Source organism: Halomonas koreensis (genome assembly GCF_031451675.1).
GTDB classification, from domain to species: domain Bacteria; phylum Pseudomonadota; class Gammaproteobacteria; order Pseudomonadales; family Halomonadaceae; genus Halomonas; species Halomonas koreensis.
The window spans coordinates 297761-315159 of record NZ_JARWAK010000003.1 but is presented as its reverse complement, the minus strand read 5'-3'; the positions used below and the strand labels follow the sequence as shown (position 1 = coordinate 315159).

At 73.1% G+C, this 17399-nt stretch carries 16 protein-coding genes; 6 read left to right on the top strand and 10 right to left on the bottom strand.

Annotated features, from left to right (window positions below):
* Nucleotides 1-108: 108 nt before the first annotated feature.
* The 3 genes from QC818_RS05860 to QC818_RS05850 all read right to left on the bottom strand — a co-directional run bounded on the left by QC818_RS05860 (nt 109) and on the right by QC818_RS05850 (nt 3625).
* Nucleotides 109-681 carry a hypothetical protein gene (locus QC818_RS05860; RefSeq protein WP_309651907.1) on the bottom strand — a complete coding sequence of 191 codons (573 nt, stop codon included), beginning with the start codon at nt 679-681 and terminating at the stop codon, nt 109-111.
* Nucleotides 682-785: 104 nt separating this feature from the next.
* Nucleotides 786-1682: a ketopantoate reductase family protein gene (locus QC818_RS05855; RefSeq protein ID WP_309651906.1), complete on the bottom strand. Its 897-nt coding sequence runs from the start codon at nt 1680-1682 to the stop codon at nt 786-788.
* A complete protein-coding gene (locus QC818_RS05850; protein ID WP_309651912.1) occupies nt 1679-3625 on the bottom strand; it encodes a DNA topoisomerase III in 1947 nt (648 codons plus the stop codon). Before QC818_RS05850 ends, QC818_RS05855 begins: the two co-directional genes overlap by 4 nt.
* Before the next feature lie 120 nt (nt 3626-3745).
* Here QC818_RS05850 and QC818_RS05845 point away from each other — a divergent pair, with 120 nt between their 5' ends.
* Nucleotides 3746-4990, top strand: a complete 1245-nt coding sequence (locus QC818_RS05845; protein ID WP_309651905.1) for an ABC1 kinase family protein — start codon at nt 3746-3748, stop codon at nt 4988-4990.
* Nucleotides 4991-5053: 63 nt separating this feature from the next.
* Nucleotides 5054-6874, top strand: coding sequence for an SEC-C domain-containing protein (locus tag QC818_RS05840; protein ID WP_309651904.1), 1821 nt, complete (start codon nt 5054-5056; stop codon nt 6872-6874).
* A 3-nt stretch (nt 6875-6877) separates the two neighbouring features.
* On the opposite strand, the gene QC818_RS05835 is transcribed toward QC818_RS05840, so the two are convergent.
* Nucleotides 6878-8239 carry an AmpG family muropeptide MFS transporter gene (locus QC818_RS05835; RefSeq protein WP_309651903.1) on the bottom strand — a complete coding sequence of 454 codons (1362 nt, stop codon included), beginning with the start codon at nt 8237-8239 and terminating at the stop codon, nt 6878-6880.
* A gap of 154 nt (nt 8240-8393) precedes the next feature.
* Between QC818_RS05835 and rfaH the strand changes: the two genes are divergently transcribed.
* The 3 genes from rfaH (at nt 8394) to ccoM (ending at nt 9827) form a co-directional block, all read left to right on the top strand.
* Entirely contained in the window at nt 8394-8936 is a 543-nt protein-coding gene (gene rfaH / locus QC818_RS05830) for a transcription/translation regulatory transformer protein RfaH (RefSeq protein ID WP_309651902.1), read from the top strand.
* A 28-nt stretch (nt 8937-8964) separates the two neighbouring features.
* A complete protein-coding gene (locus QC818_RS05825) occupies nt 8965-9471 on the top strand; it encodes an FKBP-type peptidyl-prolyl cis-trans isomerase (RefSeq protein WP_309651901.1) in 507 nt (168 codons plus the stop codon).
* A 239-nt stretch (nt 9472-9710) separates the two neighbouring features.
* Entirely contained in the window at nt 9711-9827 is a 117-nt protein-coding gene (gene ccoM / locus QC818_RS05820) for a cytochrome c oxidase subunit CcoM (protein ID WP_309651900.1), read from the top strand.
* Between the two features lie 114 nt (nt 9828-9941).
* On the opposite strand, the gene QC818_RS05815 is transcribed toward ccoM, so the two are convergent.
* From QC818_RS05815 to QC818_RS05795, 5 genes are all read right to left on the bottom strand, one after another.
* Complete coding sequence (locus QC818_RS05815; RefSeq protein ID WP_309651899.1) at nt 9942-10673, bottom strand: lytic transglycosylase domain-containing protein; 732 nt, start codon at nt 10671-10673, stop codon at nt 9942-9944.
* Nucleotides 10603-12312 carry a proline--tRNA ligase gene (locus QC818_RS05810; protein ID WP_309651898.1) on the bottom strand — a complete coding sequence of 570 codons (1710 nt, stop codon included), beginning with the start codon at nt 12310-12312 and terminating at the stop codon, nt 10603-10605. Before QC818_RS05810 ends, QC818_RS05815 begins: the two co-directional genes overlap by 71 nt.
* A gap of 411 nt (nt 12313-12723) precedes the next feature.
* Nucleotides 12724-13635, bottom strand: coding sequence for a carbon-nitrogen hydrolase family protein (locus QC818_RS05805; protein ID WP_309651897.1), 912 nt, complete (start codon nt 13633-13635; stop codon nt 12724-12726).
* Entirely contained in the window at nt 13632-14228 is a 597-nt protein-coding gene (locus tag QC818_RS05800; RefSeq protein ID WP_309651896.1) for a GNAT family N-acetyltransferase, read from the bottom strand. The genes QC818_RS05805 and QC818_RS05800 overlap by 4 nt, the downstream gene beginning before the upstream one ends.
* Before the next feature lie 99 nt (nt 14229-14327).
* Nucleotides 14328-15542, bottom strand: coding sequence for a benzoate/H(+) symporter BenE family transporter (locus QC818_RS05795; protein ID WP_309651895.1), 1215 nt, complete (start codon nt 15540-15542; stop codon nt 14328-14330).
* 81 nt (nt 15543-15623) lie between these two features.
* Here QC818_RS05795 and QC818_RS05790 point away from each other — a divergent pair, with 81 nt between their 5' ends.
* On the top strand, nt 15624-16202 hold the full coding sequence (locus tag QC818_RS05790) for a helix-turn-helix domain-containing protein (RefSeq protein WP_309651894.1): 579 nt from the start codon (nt 15624-15626) through the stop codon (nt 16200-16202).
* 12 nt (nt 16203-16214) lie between these two features.
* On the opposite strand, the gene QC818_RS05785 is transcribed toward QC818_RS05790, so the two are convergent.
* Nucleotides 16215-17399: a vWA domain-containing protein gene (locus tag QC818_RS05785; protein WP_309651893.1), complete on the bottom strand. Its 1185-nt coding sequence runs from the start codon at nt 17397-17399 to the stop codon at nt 16215-16217.

Sequence of the window (17399 nt, the reverse complement as noted above, 5' to 3'; positions counted from 1 at the left end):
CGCCTCGCGCCTCGCGCCTCGCGCCTCGCGCCTCGCGCCTCGCGCCTCGCGCCTCGCGCCTCGCGCCTCGCGCCTCGCGCCTCGCGCCTCGCGCCTCGCGCCTCGCGCCTAGAAGGGCAGATGCACCGAGGCGGTGATCAGGTTGAGGTGCGACAGGGCGGGGTCGTCGACCTCCTCGAACTCCAGGCGGCTGATCCAGCGGTCGAAGCTCAGCCGGGCGCCGAAGCCGTTGATGCGGGTGGTGCCGCCCTCGGGAATCCCCGCCTCCCGAGCGTGGGGCGCCTGGCCCTGCCAGCCGGCGAGTCCGGACTTGGCGTAGAGCCCGAGCCGCCCCAGCCGCACCCCGGCCAGCAGGCTGCCGCCCAGGCTGGTGGTGTCCAGCAGGGTGTCCCGGGTGTCGCCGGCGACCGGCACGTCGTCGCTCTCGCGATAGCGCACCTCCGCGCCGAGATCGAAGCTCGGCAGGCCGCGGGGCGAGAAGCCGGCGGTGAGGCGGAAGCCGGAGGTCATGCCGTCGGGGGACGCCACCTCGTCGCCCAGCAGCCGCAGGCCGTTGTCGAGTCGTGCGATGTCGGTGGCCTCGCCGGTGAAGGCGGGCGCCTCGGCGTCCGCGAGGGCGGGCAGGGCGGTGAGCAGGGCGGCGGCGGCCAGCAGGGGGCGCCATCCGGGGAACTGGGTCATGGTGGGCCAGGCCTTGGAGCGGTCATCCCGTCCGGTGTCGTTATCGACCTGAGGCTAGCAGGCGACACCGCAAGATGCCAGATCGCAGGGGGCCGCGCGTCGGCTCAGGGCGCGCTTTCCAGCCGGCGGTAGAGGGCCGCCAGCGCCGGCGTGGCCAGGCCGTGGCGTCGGCCGGCCGCGATCAGCGGGCCGAGGATGGCGTCGTGCTCGGTGGGGCGGCCGGCGCGCACGTCCTGGAGCATCGAGGCGCGGTTGTTGGCGGTGGCCGACACCACCGACCAGACCAGCGCCGCCCAGCCGTCCTCGGGGGGCGGGATCCCCTCCGCGGCCATCACCGCCGCGACCTCGGCGACGATGTCCTCGACCATGGGCCGGAAGGGGCGGTCGCGCAACTGGCCGTTGCGGATCCCGAAGCGCGCCACCAGCGGGTTGATGGCGGCGTTGACCGCCAGCTTGTGCCACAGTCGCACGCGGATGTCGGCGACCGGCGTGGCCGGCAGGCCCGCGGCCGTCAGTCGGTCGGCCAGCCGTTCGGCGAGGGAGCCGTGCCGCCCATCCAGGTCGCCGATCAGGGTCCGGCCGTGGCCGGCATGGACGACGCCGTGGTCGCCGTCGAGGTAGGCGCCCTCGGTGGTGGTCGCGCAGAGCACCGGGCCCGGCCAGCGCTCGGTGAGGCGGGGCTGCGTCGCGTAGCCGTTCTGCCAGAGCACCAGCGGGGTGTCGGGGCGTAGCCGATCGGCGACGGCCGCCAGGGCGGCCTCGGCGGCATAGGCCTTGGTGGTCAGGTGCAGGGTCGTCGCCTCCCGGGCGGTGGCGGCCGGCAGGGAGGTCGGCGTCCAGCAGCGCAGCGTCGCCTGGCGGCGCTCGCCCTCCGGCGTGGTCAGGGTCTGGCGGCCGGGCAGCGGCCGGCGCCCGATCAGGGCCACCGGCCGGGCGGCGGCCAGGCGCAGGGCCAGCAGCCGGCCCAGGGCGCCGGGGCCGAGGATCAGCGACAGGCTCACGAGCGGCTCCGCTGGCGACGCTTGCCGGCGGCCTGGCCGGCGCCGCCGCGACGCCCGCCGCCAGGCCTGCGCTTGGCCTTGCCCGCCTTTCGGGCCGAATCGCCGCCGGCCTCGACGCCCCGGGCCTCGGCCAGGGCTCGGCGCATGCGTCCGGCGTCGGCCTGGCCGAGCAGCGTCCTCAGGTCGCCGACCAGGGCGTCGAGGAAGGCGTCGGGAGCGTCGGCGTCCTCGGCGATGGCCGATAGCCGCTGCTCCCATTGGGCGGTGCGCTCGGGGCGGCCCACGGCCTCCGGCAGCGAGGCGATCAGCGCGTCCCCCAGGCGGGTGGCGCGCAGGGCCTTGCCCTGGCGCGCCAGGTAGCCGCGGGTCACCAGGGTCTCGAGGATGCCGGCCCGGGTGGCCTCGGTGCCCAGGCCGTCGGAGTCGCGCAGGGTGCGGCGGATCGCCGGGTCGTCCACGTAGCGGGCGATGTTCATCATCGCCTTGATCAGGCTGGCGTCGGTGAACGGCTCCGGCGGCCGGGTCTCGCGATCCTCGACCCCGGCGTCCGCCACCCGGCAGGCCTCGCCCTCGGTCAGCGGCGGCAGCGGCGGCGCCTCGTCGCGGGTGGTGAACAATGGCTTCCAGCCGGCCTCGAGGACTTCCTGGCCCCGGGCGCGGAAGGCCTCGCCGGCGATGCTGAACTCGGCCTTCACCTCCCGGGTCGACAGGGCGGGGTAGAACTGGGCCAGCACGTTGCGCACGATCAGCCGGAAGATATCGGCCTCCTGGCGCGACAGCCGGCTGGTGTCGGCGGTCTTGCCGGTGGGAGCCAGGGCGTGGTGGGCGCCGACCTTGTTGTCGTTCCAGGCCTTGGAGCGCTTGCCGAAGTCGGCGCCGGCGAGCCAGCCGCGCAGGGTGGCGTCGCCGCCGCAGGCGCCTTCGAGGGTGCGGCGGGCTCCGGCCAGGTGCTCCTCCGGCAGGTAGCGGCAGTCGGAGCGCGGGTAGGTGATCAGCTGGTGGCGCTCGTAGAGCCGCTGGCAGGTGTCCAGCACCGCCTGGGCCGAGAGCCCGTGGCGGCGGGCGGCGTCCACCTGGAGCGCCGACAGCGAATAGGGCAGGGGGGCGGCCTGGCGCCGGTCGCGGCTCTCCAGCCCGGTCAGGCGGCCCTCGGCGCCGGGCAGCCTGGCGGCCAGGGCCTCGGCCGGGGCGCGTTCGAGCAGCCGGCCCTGGTCGTCGAGGCGGTGTCCCTCGCCGGGGGCCCACCAGGCGCGCAGCTGGCCCCCGGCCACGGCCAGGTCGGCCCAGAGCACGAAGAAGGGGCGCGGCTCGAAGTCGCGGATCTCGGCGTCCCGGCGCACCACCAGCCCCAGCACCGGGGTCTGGACCCGGCCCACCGAGAGCACGCCGCCGTGGCCCGCCTGGCGGCCGACCAGGGTCCAGGCGCGGGTCAGGTTGATGCCGTACAGCCAGTCGGCCCGGGCGCGGGCCTGGGCGGCCCGGTAGAGCGGCGCGTAGCGGGCGTTGTCCTCGAGCCGCGAGAGGGCGCGCCTGACCGCCGGGGCGTTGAGGTCGCTGACCAGCAGCCGGGCCACCGGGCCTCGCCAGCCCAGGTGCTCGATCACCTCCTGCACCAGCAGCTGGCCCTCGCGGTCCGGGTCGCCGGCATGCACCACCGTGTCGGCTCGCTTCAGCAGGCGGCGGATCACGGCCAGCTGGGCGCGGGCCTTGGGGCGGGGGGCCAGCCGCCAGGGCGAGGGCAGGATCGGCAGGGTATCCAGCCGCCAGGCCTTGTGGGCCGGGTCGTAGGCATCCGGGGGGGCCTGCTCCAGCAGGTGGCCCAGGCACCAGGTCACCACGCTGTCGCCGGCGACCAGGGCGCCGTCCTCGCGGCGGGCGGGGGCGGGCAGGGCCTCGGCGATGGCGCGCGCCAGGCTGGGCTTTTCGGCGATGATCAGGCGCAAGGCAGCCTCGTCGAGCGATGAAGGCATGGGAATTCTTACAGTATTCGCCCGGCCTGACCAGGTGTAACATCTAAAATGTGTTGTACAATTATTGTATCGCTATGTCGGGAGGAGCGAGCCATGCGCGAACGCGGCAGGACACGGCGGCTGCTGGGACTGGGCACCCGCACCGGGAGCGCCCTGCTGCGGACGCGGCTGGGCGGACAGAGCGACTGGCGGGCCCTGGGCGAGGCGCTGTTCGAGGGGCTCTCCGAGCTCAAGGGTCCGGCCATGAAGCTCGCTCAGATCATGGCCCAGTGGGACGATCTGCTGCCGCCGGAGCTCGCCGAGGAGCTCTCGCGGCTGCAGCGCCAGGCGACGCCCATGCCCTGGGAGGGCATCCGGCGGACCCTGGATGCCGAGTACGGCGATCTCGAACGCGTCTTCGAGCGCGTCGAGACCACGCCCTTCGCCAGCGCCTCCATGGGGCAGGTGCACCGGGCGGTGACCCGCGACGGCGAGACGGTGGTGCTCAAGGTGCAGTATCCCGGGCTCGACCGGGTGCTGGAGGACGACCTGGTGCAGCTGCGCCGGCTGATGCGCCTGGGGCGCTGGCTGCGCGTGCCCCAGGCGCGCCTGGATGCCCTGTTCGAGGAGCTGGCGGCGAGCCTGCGCGGCGAGCTCGACTACCGCGCCGAGGCCGAGTCGCTGGCCCGCTACCGGGCACGCTACGCCCATCTCGACGACCTGGTGATCCCCGAGCCCCTGCCGGCGCTGTGCGGGGCGCGGATCCTGGCCATGCGCTACGTGGCCGGCACCCCGCTGCGTGAGCTGGAGGGCGCCGAGGACGCGGTCCGCCAGCGCCTCGCCACCACCCTCGCCGACTGGCTCACCGAGGAGCTGTTCACCCACGGCGAGCTGCATGCCGATCCCCATGCCGGCAACTTCGCCGCCGACGAGGCCGGCCGCCTGGTGATCTACGACCTGGGAGCGGTGATCCCGGTGCCCCGGGAGCGGCTGGCGGCGATGATGCGCCTGCTGCGCGCCACCCTGGATGCCGACGCCATGGCCATGGACGCCGCGCTGCGCGAGCTCGGCGGCCGCCAGGGAGAGGGCGCGCCGCTGGCCCTGTATCGCGAGTCCGCCGAGGCGGTGGCCCCGCTGTTCGCGCCCGGCCCCCAGGACTTCGGCGACGTGCGGGTGCATCGCCGGCTGCGCGACCTGAGCCCCCGGGTGTGGGCGGCCATGGATCGCCTGCAGCCGCCGGCGGATACCCTGCTGCTGTCGCGGACCCTCAACGGCCACTACTGGAACCTGGTGCGGCTCGGCGCGCGGCTCGACATGCACGCCCGCGTCCGGCCCCTGCTGGCCCGGGTCGGCGCCTGACGCGGCTGCCCAGGCCGGCGGCGGGCTGGTAGACTGTACGATTTTTCGGCAGTGGAGACGGCAATGCTGGCGGTATGGGTGGAACAGCTGCTGGGGTTCGCCTCGGGGGCCCTGAAGGCGATTCGACAGGACGAGCGCTATCCGACCCTGATGGCCTGGGCGCGGGAGGAAGGCCCCGCCCTGGTGGGCGATGCGGCGCTGGCGCAGGCCCTGGCCCCGGAGCTCTGGTCCCAGACGCCGCTGGAACGGCTCGACTTCGCCTGCGAGCCGCTGGCCCGGCCGGGGCGCAACGAGCCCTGCTGGTGCGATTCCGGGCGCAAGACCAAGCACTGCTGCGGCGCCGTCACCCTGCCCGGGCATGTGCCCGGGCACCTGATGTGGATGCTGTCGCTGCGGGAATGGAAGGGCGACACCCTCAAGGCGGCCCTGGCCTGCGGCCGGGCTCCCGCCCAGGCCCTGCTCGAGGCCGGCCTGATCGCCGCCGAGTCGGGCCAGCGCGGCCGGGCTCAGCAGATTCTGGAATCGCTGTTCGAGACCGCCGACTGGTCCCGACTGCCCGAGCAGGCCGAGCCGGCCTTCGAAATCCTCGTCGACCTCTATCAGGAGCGCGGCTTCCACCGCAAGCGCGAGGCCCTGCTCGACGCCGTCCTCGACCGCGGCCCGCTGTTCCTGCGCGGCGTGGCCCTGGAGCGGCTGTGCCTGCTGCACCTGGACAACGACGATCTGGACAGCGCCCGGGCGGCCTTCGTGCGCGCCCAGCAGGCCCTGCCCGACTCGCCGACCCTGGCCTATATCGAGGCCATGCTGCTGCTCCACGAGGGGCACGAGGAGGAGGCCCGCGAGCGCTCCCGCTTCTGGTTCCGGCGGCTGTCCCGCCAGGGCGACCTGGACGCCGACCAGCTGCAGTTCCTGGCCGACCTGGCCGACAACCCCGGCGCCACCCTGGCCGAGCAGCTGCTCAACGCCGAGGAGGACCTCGCCGAGCCGCTGGTCGCCCTGCAGTCGCTGCTGGCCTCGCTGCCCACGGCCCCCACCCTGGACCTGCGCGAGGCCGACGGCGAGCTGGCCTACCATCGCAGCGCCAGGGAGGAAACCCTCTATGCCGGCTTCCGCGCGGTCTTCCCCGCCGAGGTCGAACACGAGGCGCCGCTGGGCTTCGATGCCGATCCCTGGCCGGCGGCCGGGGAGTGGCTGCCGGCCCTGTGCGCCCATCCCGAGTGGCTGGATGCCCCGGCGGTGATGCAGTCCCTGGCGCTGGCGCTGACCAGCCGCTTCGGCAGCCTGCCGTGGATGGCGCCGAGCCTCTTCGAGCCCCTGGCCGGCCGCCTGGAGCGCTGGCTGGAGCAGGCCCGCCAGGCCGGCCGCGCGTCGCTGACCTGGGAGGTCGCCGACAACGCCGTGCTGCTGCGCACCGGCCTGGCGCTGGTGGTGGGCATGGAGCGGGGCGCCCGGCAGCGTTCGCGACACCTGGCCGAGCAGCTGCTCGAGCTCGACGACCAGGATAGCCTGGGGTTGCGCGAGCTGGTCCTCGACCAGCTGCTGCGCGAGGGCCGCGACCGCGAGGCGCTGGCGCTGAGCGAGGCGGCCCTGGCCGCGCCGGCCGAGGACCAGGCGGTGCTGGGCCTGTGGATGGGGCGGGCCCTGGCGCTGTACCGGCTGGAACGCGTCGAGGAGGCCGCCGAGGCCCTGGGCAGGGCGCGCCGGCACAACCCCCATGCCCCGGTCCTGCTGTGCGCCGACAACCCCCGGCCCGCCGCGCCGGGTCAGGACGGCGCCGCGGCTCCCGGCTCCCGGGCCGAGGCCTGGCAGTACCGCACCCTGATGCGTGACCAGTGGCGCGCCACCCCGGGGGCCCTGGAGTGGCTCGCCGCCCAGGCGGAGTGAGCCTCAGGCGGTGGTCGGCGCCGGCACCAGGCGGCGGTCGCGGCTGACCCACACGGCCAGGGCGATGGCCGGCAGGCCCAGGGCCGAGGCCAGCAGGAAGAAGCCCGGGTAGCCCTGGGCCTCCACCATCAGGCCGCCGAAGCCGCTGAGGAACTTGCCCGGCAGGGTCATCAGCGACGAGAACAGCGCATACTGGGTGGCGGTATAGGCCCGCGAGGTCAGGCCCGACAGGAAGGCGATAAAGACCGCGCTGGCCAGGCCGTTGGACAGGTTGTCGCCGACGATGGTCACCACCAGCATCGGCAGGTGGTCGCCGACCAGGGCCAGGCCCACGAACAGCAGGTTGGTCAGGGCCGTGGCCGCGGCCCCCAGAACCAGCATGGGCCCCACCCCGTAGCGCGCCACCAGCAGTCCCCCCAGCAGCCCCCCGGCGATGCTCATGGCGATGCCGAAGACGTTGGTGACGTTGGCGATGGCGGCCAGGCTGAAGCCCAGGTCGATGTACAGCGGGTTGGCCATGGAGGCCATGGCCAGGTCGCTGATCCGGAACACCGCGACGAACGCCAGCAGCCACAGCGCCTTGAGCCCGTGGCGGGCGAAGAAGTCGGTGAAGGGGCAGACCACCGCGCCGATCGCCCAGGCGCCCAGCCGCCGTTGCCAGGCCGGTCGGCCGCGGCTGGCGCGCAGGAAGGCGCGCACCCGCGGCTCGTGGATCAACTGGGTGGTCAGCGCCGGCCGGGCGGGTTCCGGGCGCAGCAGCACCGTCACCACGCCGATGCCCACCAGGGCGGCCATGGCCAGGTAGGCGGCGTGCCACGACACCAGCGAGGCCACGTAGAGGGCGCCCGCCCCGGCGGCGATCAGCCCGCCCCGGTAGCCGATGATGTAGGTGGAGGCCATGGCCGCCTGCAGGTCCTCCGGCGCCGACTCGATGCGGAAGGCGTCGATGGCGATGTCCTGGGTCGCCGAGCCGAAGGCCACCAGCAGGGCGAAGGCGGCGACCAGCGGCAGCTGGGTCGCCGGCTCCAGGCTGGCCAGCCCCACCAGGCCGCCGGCGACCATCCCCTGGGCCAGCAGCATCCAGCCGCGCCGCTGGCCGAAGGCGCGGGTCAGGCCGGGCAGCGCCAGGCGATCCACCACCGGCGCCCAGAAGAACTTGATCGAATAGAGGATGCCGATCCAGGCGAAGAAGCCGATCGCCGCCACCTCGACGCCGTCGCTGCGCAGCCAGGCCGAGAGGGTGGAGAACACCAGCAGGAAGGGCAGGCCCGCCGAGAAGCCCAGGAACAGCATGGTCAGCACCGGGGCGCGCAGGTAGATCGCCAGGGCGTCGCGCCAGCTGCGGTGCGCGGAAGGGGTCGGCATGGCGAAGCTCTCCTTGCGGGGGCGGTCGGACCACGCGCCGGGCCATCGGTGATAAGATGGCGGCCTCGACCGGGAGCGGCGACACGGGCGGCGCGCGCCGCCGATTGTTGCAGAGCCCCGGCGCCGACACCAGCCAGACGCGATCGACGACGACATGAGTGACGACGACATCCGCCCGGACGGCGACGATCCGGCCATCCCCCGCTGGTACGTCATCCAGTGCAAGGGCGGGGAATCCTTCCGCGCCGCCGAGCACCTGGGCAACCAGGGCTTCGAGGTCTTCCACCCGGTGCTGCAGGTCCAGAAGAAGCGTCGCGGCCGGCTGACCTGGGTGAGCGAGCCGCTCTTCCCCCATTACTTGTTCATCCGCCTCGACCGGCTGGCCAGCAACTGGCGGCCGATCCGTTCCACCCGCGGGGTGCTGCGCCTGGTGACCTTCGGCGTCGACCTGCCGGTGCCGGTCAGCGACGCCCTGGTGGACACCCTGCGGCGCCACGGTGGCCCGGCGGCCGACGACGACGCCAACGTCTACTTCCGCGCCGGCGAGGCGGTGGAGATCACCGACGGGCCCTTCAAGGACCTGCAGGCGGTCTTCGCCAACCACAAGGGCGAGGAACGCGCCATCGTGCTGCTCAACATGCTGCACCAGCAGCAGCGCCTCGAGATGCCGGTCGCCCAGCTGCGCCGCCGCGACTGATCTTCCTCTCCCCATTACCGGAGGTCCCATGACCATAGCCCCCCAGCGGGTCGTGACCCTGCACTACGTGCTCAGCGACGAGGACGGCCAGGTCCTCGACGACTCCCGCGCCCGCCAGGCGCCGCTCGAGTATCTCCACGGCCACGACAATATCCTGGCCGGCCTGGAGCGGGCCCTGGTCGGCCGCGAGGCCGGCGCCGAGCTCAGCGTCACCCTGATGCCCGCCGAGGCCTACGGGCTGCGCGACGAGGCCCTGGTGCGCGAGGTCGGCCGCGACGCCTTCCCGGTGCCCGAGCTGTCGCCGGGCATGCGCTTCCAGACCCCGGGCGACGACGGCCCCGAGATCGTCACCGTGGTCGAGGTTCGCGACGACGGCGTGCTGATCGACACCAACCATCCCCTGGCCGGCCGGACCCTGCGCTACCGGGTCGAGGTGCTCGAGGTCCGCGACGCCACCCGCGCCGAGCTCGCCAAGGGGCATCCGCTGCCCCCCGGGACCGCCGCCGGGGATGTCGAGGACAAGAAGATGGTCTGAGCCTCGCCGTCGGGCGCCGGCCCGGGGCCCCGCCCGCCGCGGCCGCCGCCGTATCGCCGCCCTGCCTCCGGGGCGGCGCTCGCCCCCTCCCGCCCCGTCCGATACCCCGCGAAACTGACCTGGATCAAGCCGCGAGGGCCCGCCGCCCGGTGGCGGTGGCGAACTTGATGCAGGTCAGCATTTCTCCCGCCGCAAGGGGCTAGAGTGCACTCAACACATCGAGACGGGAGGACCACACCATGTACTGGGATGACGCCGTAATCTTCGGACTGGCCACCGTCGGGATGATGATCGCTTTCATGGGGGGCTGGATCGCGTTCGTCGTTCGCGACCACCATCGCAAGAAGAAGCACTGAGCCAGCCGCTCCTTCCAGTCGTCAGGGGAGGGGGGAGTTTCCCCCCACTAGGCCGATCCATCCGGATCGGCCATTTTTTTGCCTGGCCGGTCCGGGGCCGGATCCCGCCGGGCGTCAGCGTCCGGCGGTGGCCCGTTCCGCCGGCGCCACGGGCGGCTGCCAGCGCCGCGACAGCGCACGCATCACCCGCTCGGGGTACCAGGTCTTGCCCAGGCTGCCGTTGTAGCGGGCCAGGGCCCGGGTCAGGTCGCCGCCCTCCACCGCCAGGTAGTGGGCGAGGATGGTGCAGCCGTAGCGCAGGTTGCGCCAGGGATCCTTGAGGTCGTCGGCCGGCAGGCCGAGTTCGCGGATCCAGAACGGCATGATCTGCATCAGCCCCACGGCCCCGGCGGAGGACACGGCCTCGGCGCGGAAGGCGCTTTCCACCTGGATCACCGCCAGCACCAGCTCCGGGGCCAGGCCGGCGATGCGCGCCTCCTGGTGGATGCGCGCCAGCAGCCGCTGGCGGCGCTCGGCCTGCGGCACGTAGCGGGCCAGGCGGGGGGACATGGCGGACACCCACTGGCGCGCCGCCCAGATCTCGGCGGGCGGGCGGGGCGCCTGGCGAAGGCCCTCGAGGGTGGGGCGCAGGGTCGCGGGCAGCACCCGGACCACGGGCGGCGCGCCGTCGTCCGGGGGGATCGCCAGGGCGTCGAGGAAGTCGCCGTCGGCGCCCAGCGCCGGCGGCCCGGCGAGGGCGACGACGGCCAGCAGCCGGGCCAGGGCCCGGCGGCGGTCAGGCGTCGATGCGCTCGCGCAGGAAGGCGAGGATGTCCCCGGCCGGGACCATGGTGGCGTCGCTGTCACGGCGTCCCTTGTACTCCAGTTCGCCCTTGTCCAGGCCGCGGTCGCCGACCACCAGGCGGTGGGGGATGCCCATCAGCTCCTGGTCGGCGAAGCGCACGCCCGGGCGCAGGTCTCGGTCGTCGAGCAGCACGTCGAGGCCGGCGGCGGTGAGTTCCTGGTAGAGGCGCTCGCTTTCCTCGCGCACCCGCTGCGACTTGTGGGCGTTCATCGGCACCACCGTCACCTGGAAGGGGGCGATGGCGTCGGGCCAGATGATCCCGCCGTCGTCATGGTTCTGCTCGATGGCGGCGGCGACCACCCGGGTCACGCCGATACCATAGCAGCCCATCCAGGGATGCGCCGCCTTGCCGTTGGCGTCCAGCACGGTGGCGTTCATCGCCTCGCTGTACTTGCGGCCCAGCTGGAAGACGTGGCCCACCTCGATGCCGCGCTTGATCGCCAGGGTGCCGCGGCCGTCCGGCGAGGGGTCGCCCTCGACCACGTTGCGCAGGTCGGCCACCTTGGGCAACGCTACGTCGCGCTCCCAGTTGATGCCGAAGTAGTGCTTGCCGTCGACGTTGGCGCCGGCGCCGAAGTCGCTCATCAGCGCCACGCTGCGGTCGACGACGATCGGCATCTCGAGGTTCACCGGGCCCAGCGAGCCGGGGCCCGCGCCCACGGCGGCACGGATCTCTTCCTCGCTGGCCATGGTCAGGGGGGTGGCCACCTCGGGCAAGTTCTCGGCCTTGACCTCGTTGAGCTCGTGGTCGCCGCGCACCAGCAGGGCGATCAGCCCGCCCTCGGCGCCGTGCACCATCAGGGTCTTGAGGGTCTTCTCGATGGGCAGGCCGTGCCGTTCCACCAGGGCGGCGATGGTCTTGGCGTCCGGGGTATCGACCAGGCGCAGCGCCTCGGCGGGGGCGGCGCGCTCGCCCTGGGGAGGCAGCGCCTCGGCCTTCTCGATGTTGGCGGCATAGTCGGACTCTGTGGAGAAGACGATGTCGTCCTCGCCGGAGTCGGCCAGCACGTGGAACTCGTGGGAGCCGGTGCCGCCGATGGCGCCGTTGTCGGCGATCACCGGGCGGAAGTCCAGGCCCAGGCGCGTGAAGATGCGCATGTAGGCATCGTACATGGCCTGGTAGGTGTCCTTGAGCGAGGCCTCGTCGATGTGGAAGGAGTAGGCGTCCTTCATGATGAACTCGCGGGAGCGCATCACCCCAAAGCGCGGACGGATCTCGTCGCGGAACTTGGTCTGGATCTGGTAGAAGTTCGACGGCAGCTGCTTGTAGCTGGCGATTTCCTTGCGCACCAGGTCGGTGATCACCTCCTCGTGGGTCGGCCCGACGCAGTAGTCGCGCTCGTGGCGATCCTTGAGGCGCAGCAGCTCGGGGCCGTACTGCTCCCAGCGGCCGGATTCCTGCCACAGCTCGGCGGGCTGCACGGCGGGCATCAGCACCTCCTGGGCGCCGGCGCGATCCATCTCCTCGCGGACGATGCGCTCCACCTTGCGCAGGGTCCGCAGGCCCAGCGGCAGCCAGGTATAGAGCCCCGAGGTCAGGCGTCGGATCATGCCGGCGCGCAGCATCAGCTGGTGGCTGACCACCTCGGCGTCGGCGGGAGTTTCCTTGAGGGTGGAGATCAAGAGTTGCGTGGCGCGCATGGGTCCGGGGTGTCCTCGAGCAAGATTCCTGGGGAAACGGTGGGCCGCCTGGGGCCCGTCGAGCGGGCGCCGGATGGCGGGATCATGCGGGCATTGTACGGCCAAGCGTGAGTGGCGGCAAAAGCCCGCGGGGGCCGGGCAGCGCTATCGCAGTTGGATCTGACGAGGGGCGCCGGGGACAAGCCGAAGAGGAGGTCCTACGCCATGGGTGAGGAGCACTGCTCCGAACGGGCTGGCCAGGGATGGCCAGCACCGGTCCTGCAAGCGGAGCAGGATGCGAGAGCGCCGCAGGGCGTCGGTAGCGCCCATGGAAGGGTTCACAGCGCCTCCTCGATGGTCCGGCACCCCGGGGCTTGTCGCCGGATCAGCCCCGATCGATCCGCTGTCTGCGATAGTCCGGGGCCGCAGGGCTTACCCCAAAGGGTGCGTCGCGATGCCCGGCGCCAGGCGGCGGTGTTGCAGCGTCCAGTCGGCGTGGTTGTTGACCTGGCCGTGCTCGCGCAGGGCGCGGATCCGCGCCGGGTCCAGGCGCGCCAGCTGCCAGCCGGGGGTGGCGTCCGCGGCCAGGGTCAGCACCCCGTCGGGCGGGAAGCCATGGTCGCAGGGCGTGAAGACGCCGGCCCGGCCGATGTTGATGTCCACCGCCGGCGACCATGGCGCCTCGCCCACCGTGGGCGAGTGGATCACCGCCACCTGCTGCTCGATGGCCCGGGCCTGGGCACTGAGGCGCACCCGCTGGTAGCCGGCCTCGGTGTCGGTGCAGCTCGGCACCAGCAGCAGCTCGGCGCCGGCCTCGACCAGGGCTCGCGCCAGCAGGGGGAACTCGCTGTCGTAGCAGATCAGCACTCCCAGCCGCCCGGCGGGGGTGTCGAAGACCTTGAGGCCGTCGCCCTCGGCCACGCCCCAGTCGTCGTTCTCGAAGCGGGTCATCACCTGCTTGTCCTGGTGGCCCACCCGGCCGTCGGGGGTGCACAGCCAGGCCCGGTTGACGAAGCGGCCGTCGTCCAGGCGCCAGGGCAGGGAGGGGGCGAGGATCGTCGTGCCATGGCGGACCGCCAGCTCGCGCCAGGTCTCCAGGTAGGCCTCTCGCAGAGGCTGCAGACCGTGGAGCTGAGCCTGGAGGTCGCCGCGCTCGGCCTCGGGCAGCAGCGAGGCCAGTTCCATGGCCCCATACTCGGGGAAGACCAGCAGCTCGGCGCCGCGGCTCGTCGCCTCCCGGACCCAGCGTGCCGCCTTGGCCGCGAAGCCGGCGAGGTCGGCGAAGGCCTCGATGGGGTACTGGGCGGTCGCCACGGTCACCGGGCGTTCACTCCCCCTGGTCATGGGCGCAGCGCCTTGAGCCAGAAGACCATCGGCTTGGCGGTCTCCTCGGCCTCGTCCAGGTCCTTCCAGGCGAAGGCGGTGACAAGCGACGGCGTGCGCCGGTAGCCCCGGGCGTTCCAGAAGCCGTGCAGCGGCCGGTAGTCGGCCGGCTTGCGGGGATGGTCGTCGGGGCGCTCCACGGCGCAGAAAGCCGCGAACTCGAACCCTTCACTCGCGGCGTGTGTCTCCCTCGCCTCCATGAAGGCCTTGCCGATGCCCCGGCCGCGGTACTCCGGCAGCAGCACCGACTCGCCGTAGTAGAAGACCGCCTCGGGGCGGTAGCCGGCGGCCTCGAAGGGGCCGCGGAACTCGTCCACCTCGTCGGCCAGCGGCTGGCCGGTGGCCGCGCCCACCAGGGTGTCGCCGTCGAAGGCCAGCACGAAGAGGCTGCGTGGATTGCGGGCGTAGCGGTCCAGGTAGTCGGCCTCGTAGGCCGGGTCGCCGTCGTAGAGGTAAGGATAGTCGCGGAAGACCCGGATGCGCAGCCGCGCCAGGGCCTCCAGGTGGGGGGCGATATCGCGCCCCTGGCAAGTGGTCGGGATGATGGCCGCCATGATCGTCGCTCTTGGCTGGTGGCTGGTCGCCGGCACCCTAGCAGGTCGCTCCGGCATCGCCCATCGTCCCCGCGACCCTCGCCTCGCCGGGGGCGACCCTCAGGCGCCGGAGGCGCGGCGGATGGTCAACCCCAGCATGGCCAGGCCCGCCACCAGGCCCCAGAAGGCGGCACCGATGCCCAGCAGGGAGACGCCCGAGGCGGTGCACAGGAAGGTCACCACCGCGGCGTCGCGCTGTCGCGCGTCGGCCATGGCGCCGGCCAGGCCGTTGCCGATGGTACCCAGCAGCGCCAGACCGGCCAGGGCCGTGATCAGCGCCGCGGGGAAGGCCGCGAACAGCGCCGTGACCGTGGTGCCGAACACGCCGAGCAGCAGGTAGCCGATGCCTGCTGTCATGCCGGCGGTATAGCGGCGTGCCGGATCCTCGTGGGCCTCGCGCCCCAGGCATACCGCGGCGCTGATCGCCGCCAGGTTGAGGGCGAAGCCGCCGAAGGGTGCCAGCGCCAGGGAGGCGGCGCCGGTCCAGCCGATCAGCGGTGAGCTCGGCGGCCGGTAGCCGGCGGCCTGGAGGACCGCGGTGCCGGGCAGGTTCTGGGTGGTCATGGTCACCACGAACAGCGGCAGGCCCACCCCGACCAGCGTCGCCGGCGCGAAGCTGGGGGCGGTGAACACCGGCCAAGTCGGCGTCAGGCCGATCCCGGCCAGGTCAAGCTGCCCCAGGGCGGCGGCCAAGCCGACCCCCGTGAGCAGCACCAGCACGATGGCATAGCGCGGCGCCAGGCGCCGGCCCAGGCCATAGGCGAGCAGCATGGCCAGCGGCAGGCGCCAGTCCCGCTCCACGGCGGCGAAGGTCTCCAGGCCGAAGCGCAGCAGCACCCCGGCCAGCAGCGCCGCCGACAGCGCGGCGGGAATGCGCCGGACCAGGGCCTCGAACAGGCCGGTGATCCCGCACAGGGTGATCAGCGCCGAGGAGAACAGGAAGGCGCCGATGGCCTCGTCCATGGGAATGCCGGGCAGGCTGGTGGCCAGCAGCGCGGCGCCCGGCGTCGACCAGGCGGTGAGCACCGGCACGCGATAGCGCCAGGACAGGCTCAGCGAGGTCAGGCCCGCGCCGATGCCCAGGGCCCACATCCAGGAGCCGGTCTGGGCCCGGGTGGCGCCGGCGGCCTCGGCGGCCTGGAAGATGATCACCGCCGAGCTGCCGTAGCCGATCAGCACTGCCACCAGGCCGGCCACCAGGGTGGACAGGCTCAGGTCGCGCCATGGCGAGCGGCGCGGCTGGGCCCGTCCCAGACTCGGCATGTGCTGGTGCATTCGCGTCTCCCACGCTGTGCGTTATCACGTACAATGGCGGGCACCCTAGCATCGTGCGTTATAACGCACAATGGAGCGACCATGCAGGACATAGCACGGCACCTGGCCGGACGGCTGCGGGACCTGCGCCAGGCGCGGGGCTGGAGCCTGGATCGCACGGCGGCCGCGACCGGCGTCAGCAAGGCGATGCTGGGCCAGGTCGAGCGGGGCGAGTCGAGCCCCACGGTGGCGACGCTGTGGAAGCTCGCCAGCGGCTTCGGGGTCTCCTTCTCGTCGCTGTTCGCCCCGCCCGGCGGCGGCGCCGGCCCGATGACGGCCGGCGCGACCCGCTGGGGGCGAGACGCCGCGGGCATGCAGGCCCGGGTGCTGTTCCCCTACGACCCGGTGCTGGGCTTCGAGATGTTCGAGATCGAGCTGGCGCCGCGGGCGGAGAGCGCCTCGGCGCCCCATGCTCCCGGCGTGGTGGAGCATATCGTGGTGCTGGAGGGCGAGCTCGGCCTGACCCTGGCGGGGGAGGGCGACCACGCCGCCGAGGAGCGGCGCCTGGCGCCGGGCGAGGGCCTGCGCTTCCGGGCCGACTGCCACCACCGGATGCGCAACCTCGGCGCGGCGCCGCTGCGCTTCCACGACGTCATCCACTACCTCGGGGGCGGGGGCTGAGGCCCGGGGCCGTCAGCCCTGCCGGGCCAGTTCGCGCATCGCCGCCTCCAGCCCGGCCGGGGTCAGCGGGTACATGCGGTCGTCGATCAGCTCGCGGATCAGCCGGGTGGAGGGCGTGAACTCCCAGGCCCGTTGCGGCATGGGGTTGAGCCAGGCCAGGCGGGGAAAGGCCTCCGCCAGGCGCGACAGCCAGGCCGCGCCGGGCTCGTCGTTGAAGTGCTCGACGCTGCCCCCGGGGTGGGTCACCTCGTAGGGCGACATGGCGGCGTCGCCGACGATCACCACCCGGTAGTCGTCGCCGTAGGTGCGCAGGACATCCAGGGTGGGGATGCGCTCGGCGTGGCGCCGGGCGTTGTCCCGCCACAGGCCCTCGTAGGGGCAGTTGTGGAAGTAGTAGTACTCGAGGTGCTTGAACTCGGCCCGGGCGGCGGAGAACAGCGCCTCGCAGGTGCGGATGTGGTCGTCCATGGAGCCGCCCACGTCGAGCAGCAGCAGCACCTTGACCGCGTTGTGGCGCTCCGGCCGCCGCCGCACCTCGAGCAGCCCGGCGTTGCGGGCGGTGGCGCGGATGGTGGCGTCGACGTCGAACTCCTCGGCGGCACCCTCCCGGGCGAAGCGCCGCAGCCGGCGCAGGGCCATCTTGAGGTTGCGCGTGCCCAGCTGGCGGTCGTCGTCGTAGTCGCGGAAGCGGCGCTCGTCCCAGACCTTGGCCGCCCGGCGATGGCGCGAGCCGTCCTGGCCGATGCGGATGCCCTCGGGGTGGTAGCCATGGGCGCCGAAGGGGCTGGTGCCGCCGGTGCCGATCCACTTGTTGCCGCCGGCGTGGCGCTCGGTCTGCTCCTCCAGGCGTCGCTTGAAGGTCTCGATCAGCTGCTCGAGGCCGCCCAGGGAGTCGATCCGTGCCTTCTCCTCCTCGGACAGCTGCTTCTCGAACTCCCGGCGCAGCCAATCGTCGGGAATCAGCGCCTCGATGGCGGCGTCGAGGCTCTCGATGCCCTCGAACCAGGCGGCGAAGGCCCGGTCGAAGCGGTCGAAGTGGCGTTCATCCTTGACCAGCACGGTGCGCGCGACCCGGTAGAAGGCCTCGGGGTCGGCGACCACCACGCCTTGCTCGACCACGGCGTGCAGGTCGAGCAGCTCGCGCAGCGATACCGGCACCCCGGCGCGCTTGAGGGTCTCGAACAGGCCGATGAACAT

Excerpts from the sequence above, each read along its gene's own strand:
- QC818_RS05790 (WP_309651894.1), top strand. The coding sequence starts at position 15,624 with ATGCAGGACATAGCACGGCACCTGGCCGGACGGCTGCGGGACCTGCGC.
- QC818_RS05795 (WP_309651895.1), bottom strand. The coding sequence starts at position 15,542 with ATGCACCAGCACATGCCGAGTCTGGGACGGGCCCAGCCGCGCCGCTCG.
- QC818_RS05810 (WP_309651898.1), bottom strand. The coding sequence starts at position 12,312 with ATGCGCGCCACGCAACTCTTGATCTCCACCCTCAAGGAAACTCCCGCC.
- QC818_RS05835 (WP_309651903.1), bottom strand. The coding sequence starts at position 8,239 with ATGCCGACCCCTTCCGCGCACCGCAGCTGGCGCGACGCCCTGGCGATC.
- QC818_RS05825 (WP_309651901.1), top strand. The coding sequence starts at position 8,965 with ATGACCATAGCCCCCCAGCGGGTCGTGACCCTGCACTACGTGCTCAGC.
- rfaH (WP_309651902.1), top strand. The coding sequence starts at position 8,394 with ATGAGTGACGACGACATCCGCCCGGACGGCGACGATCCGGCCATCCCC.
- QC818_RS05845 (WP_309651905.1), top strand. The coding sequence starts at position 3,746 with ATGCGCGAACGCGGCAGGACACGGCGGCTGCTGGGACTGGGCACCCGC.
- QC818_RS05860 (WP_309651907.1), bottom strand. The coding sequence starts at position 681 with ATGACCCAGTTCCCCGGATGGCGCCCCCTGCTGGCCGCCGCCGCCCTG.
- QC818_RS05805 (WP_309651897.1), bottom strand. The coding sequence starts at position 13,635 with ATGACCAGGGGGAGTGAACGCCCGGTGACCGTGGCGACCGCCCAGTAC.
- ccoM (WP_309651900.1), top strand. The coding sequence starts at position 9,711 with ATGTACTGGGATGACGCCGTAATCTTCGGACTGGCCACCGTCGGGATG.
- QC818_RS05800 (WP_309651896.1), bottom strand. The coding sequence starts at position 14,228 with ATGGCGGCCATCATCCCGACCACTTGCCAGGGGCGCGATATCGCCCCC.
- QC818_RS05785 (WP_309651893.1), bottom strand. The coding sequence starts at position 17,399 with ATGTTCATCGGCCTGTTCGAGACCCTCAAGCGCGCCGGGGTGCCGGTA.
- QC818_RS05840 (WP_309651904.1), top strand. The coding sequence starts at position 5,054 with ATGCTGGCGGTATGGGTGGAACAGCTGCTGGGGTTCGCCTCGGGGGCC.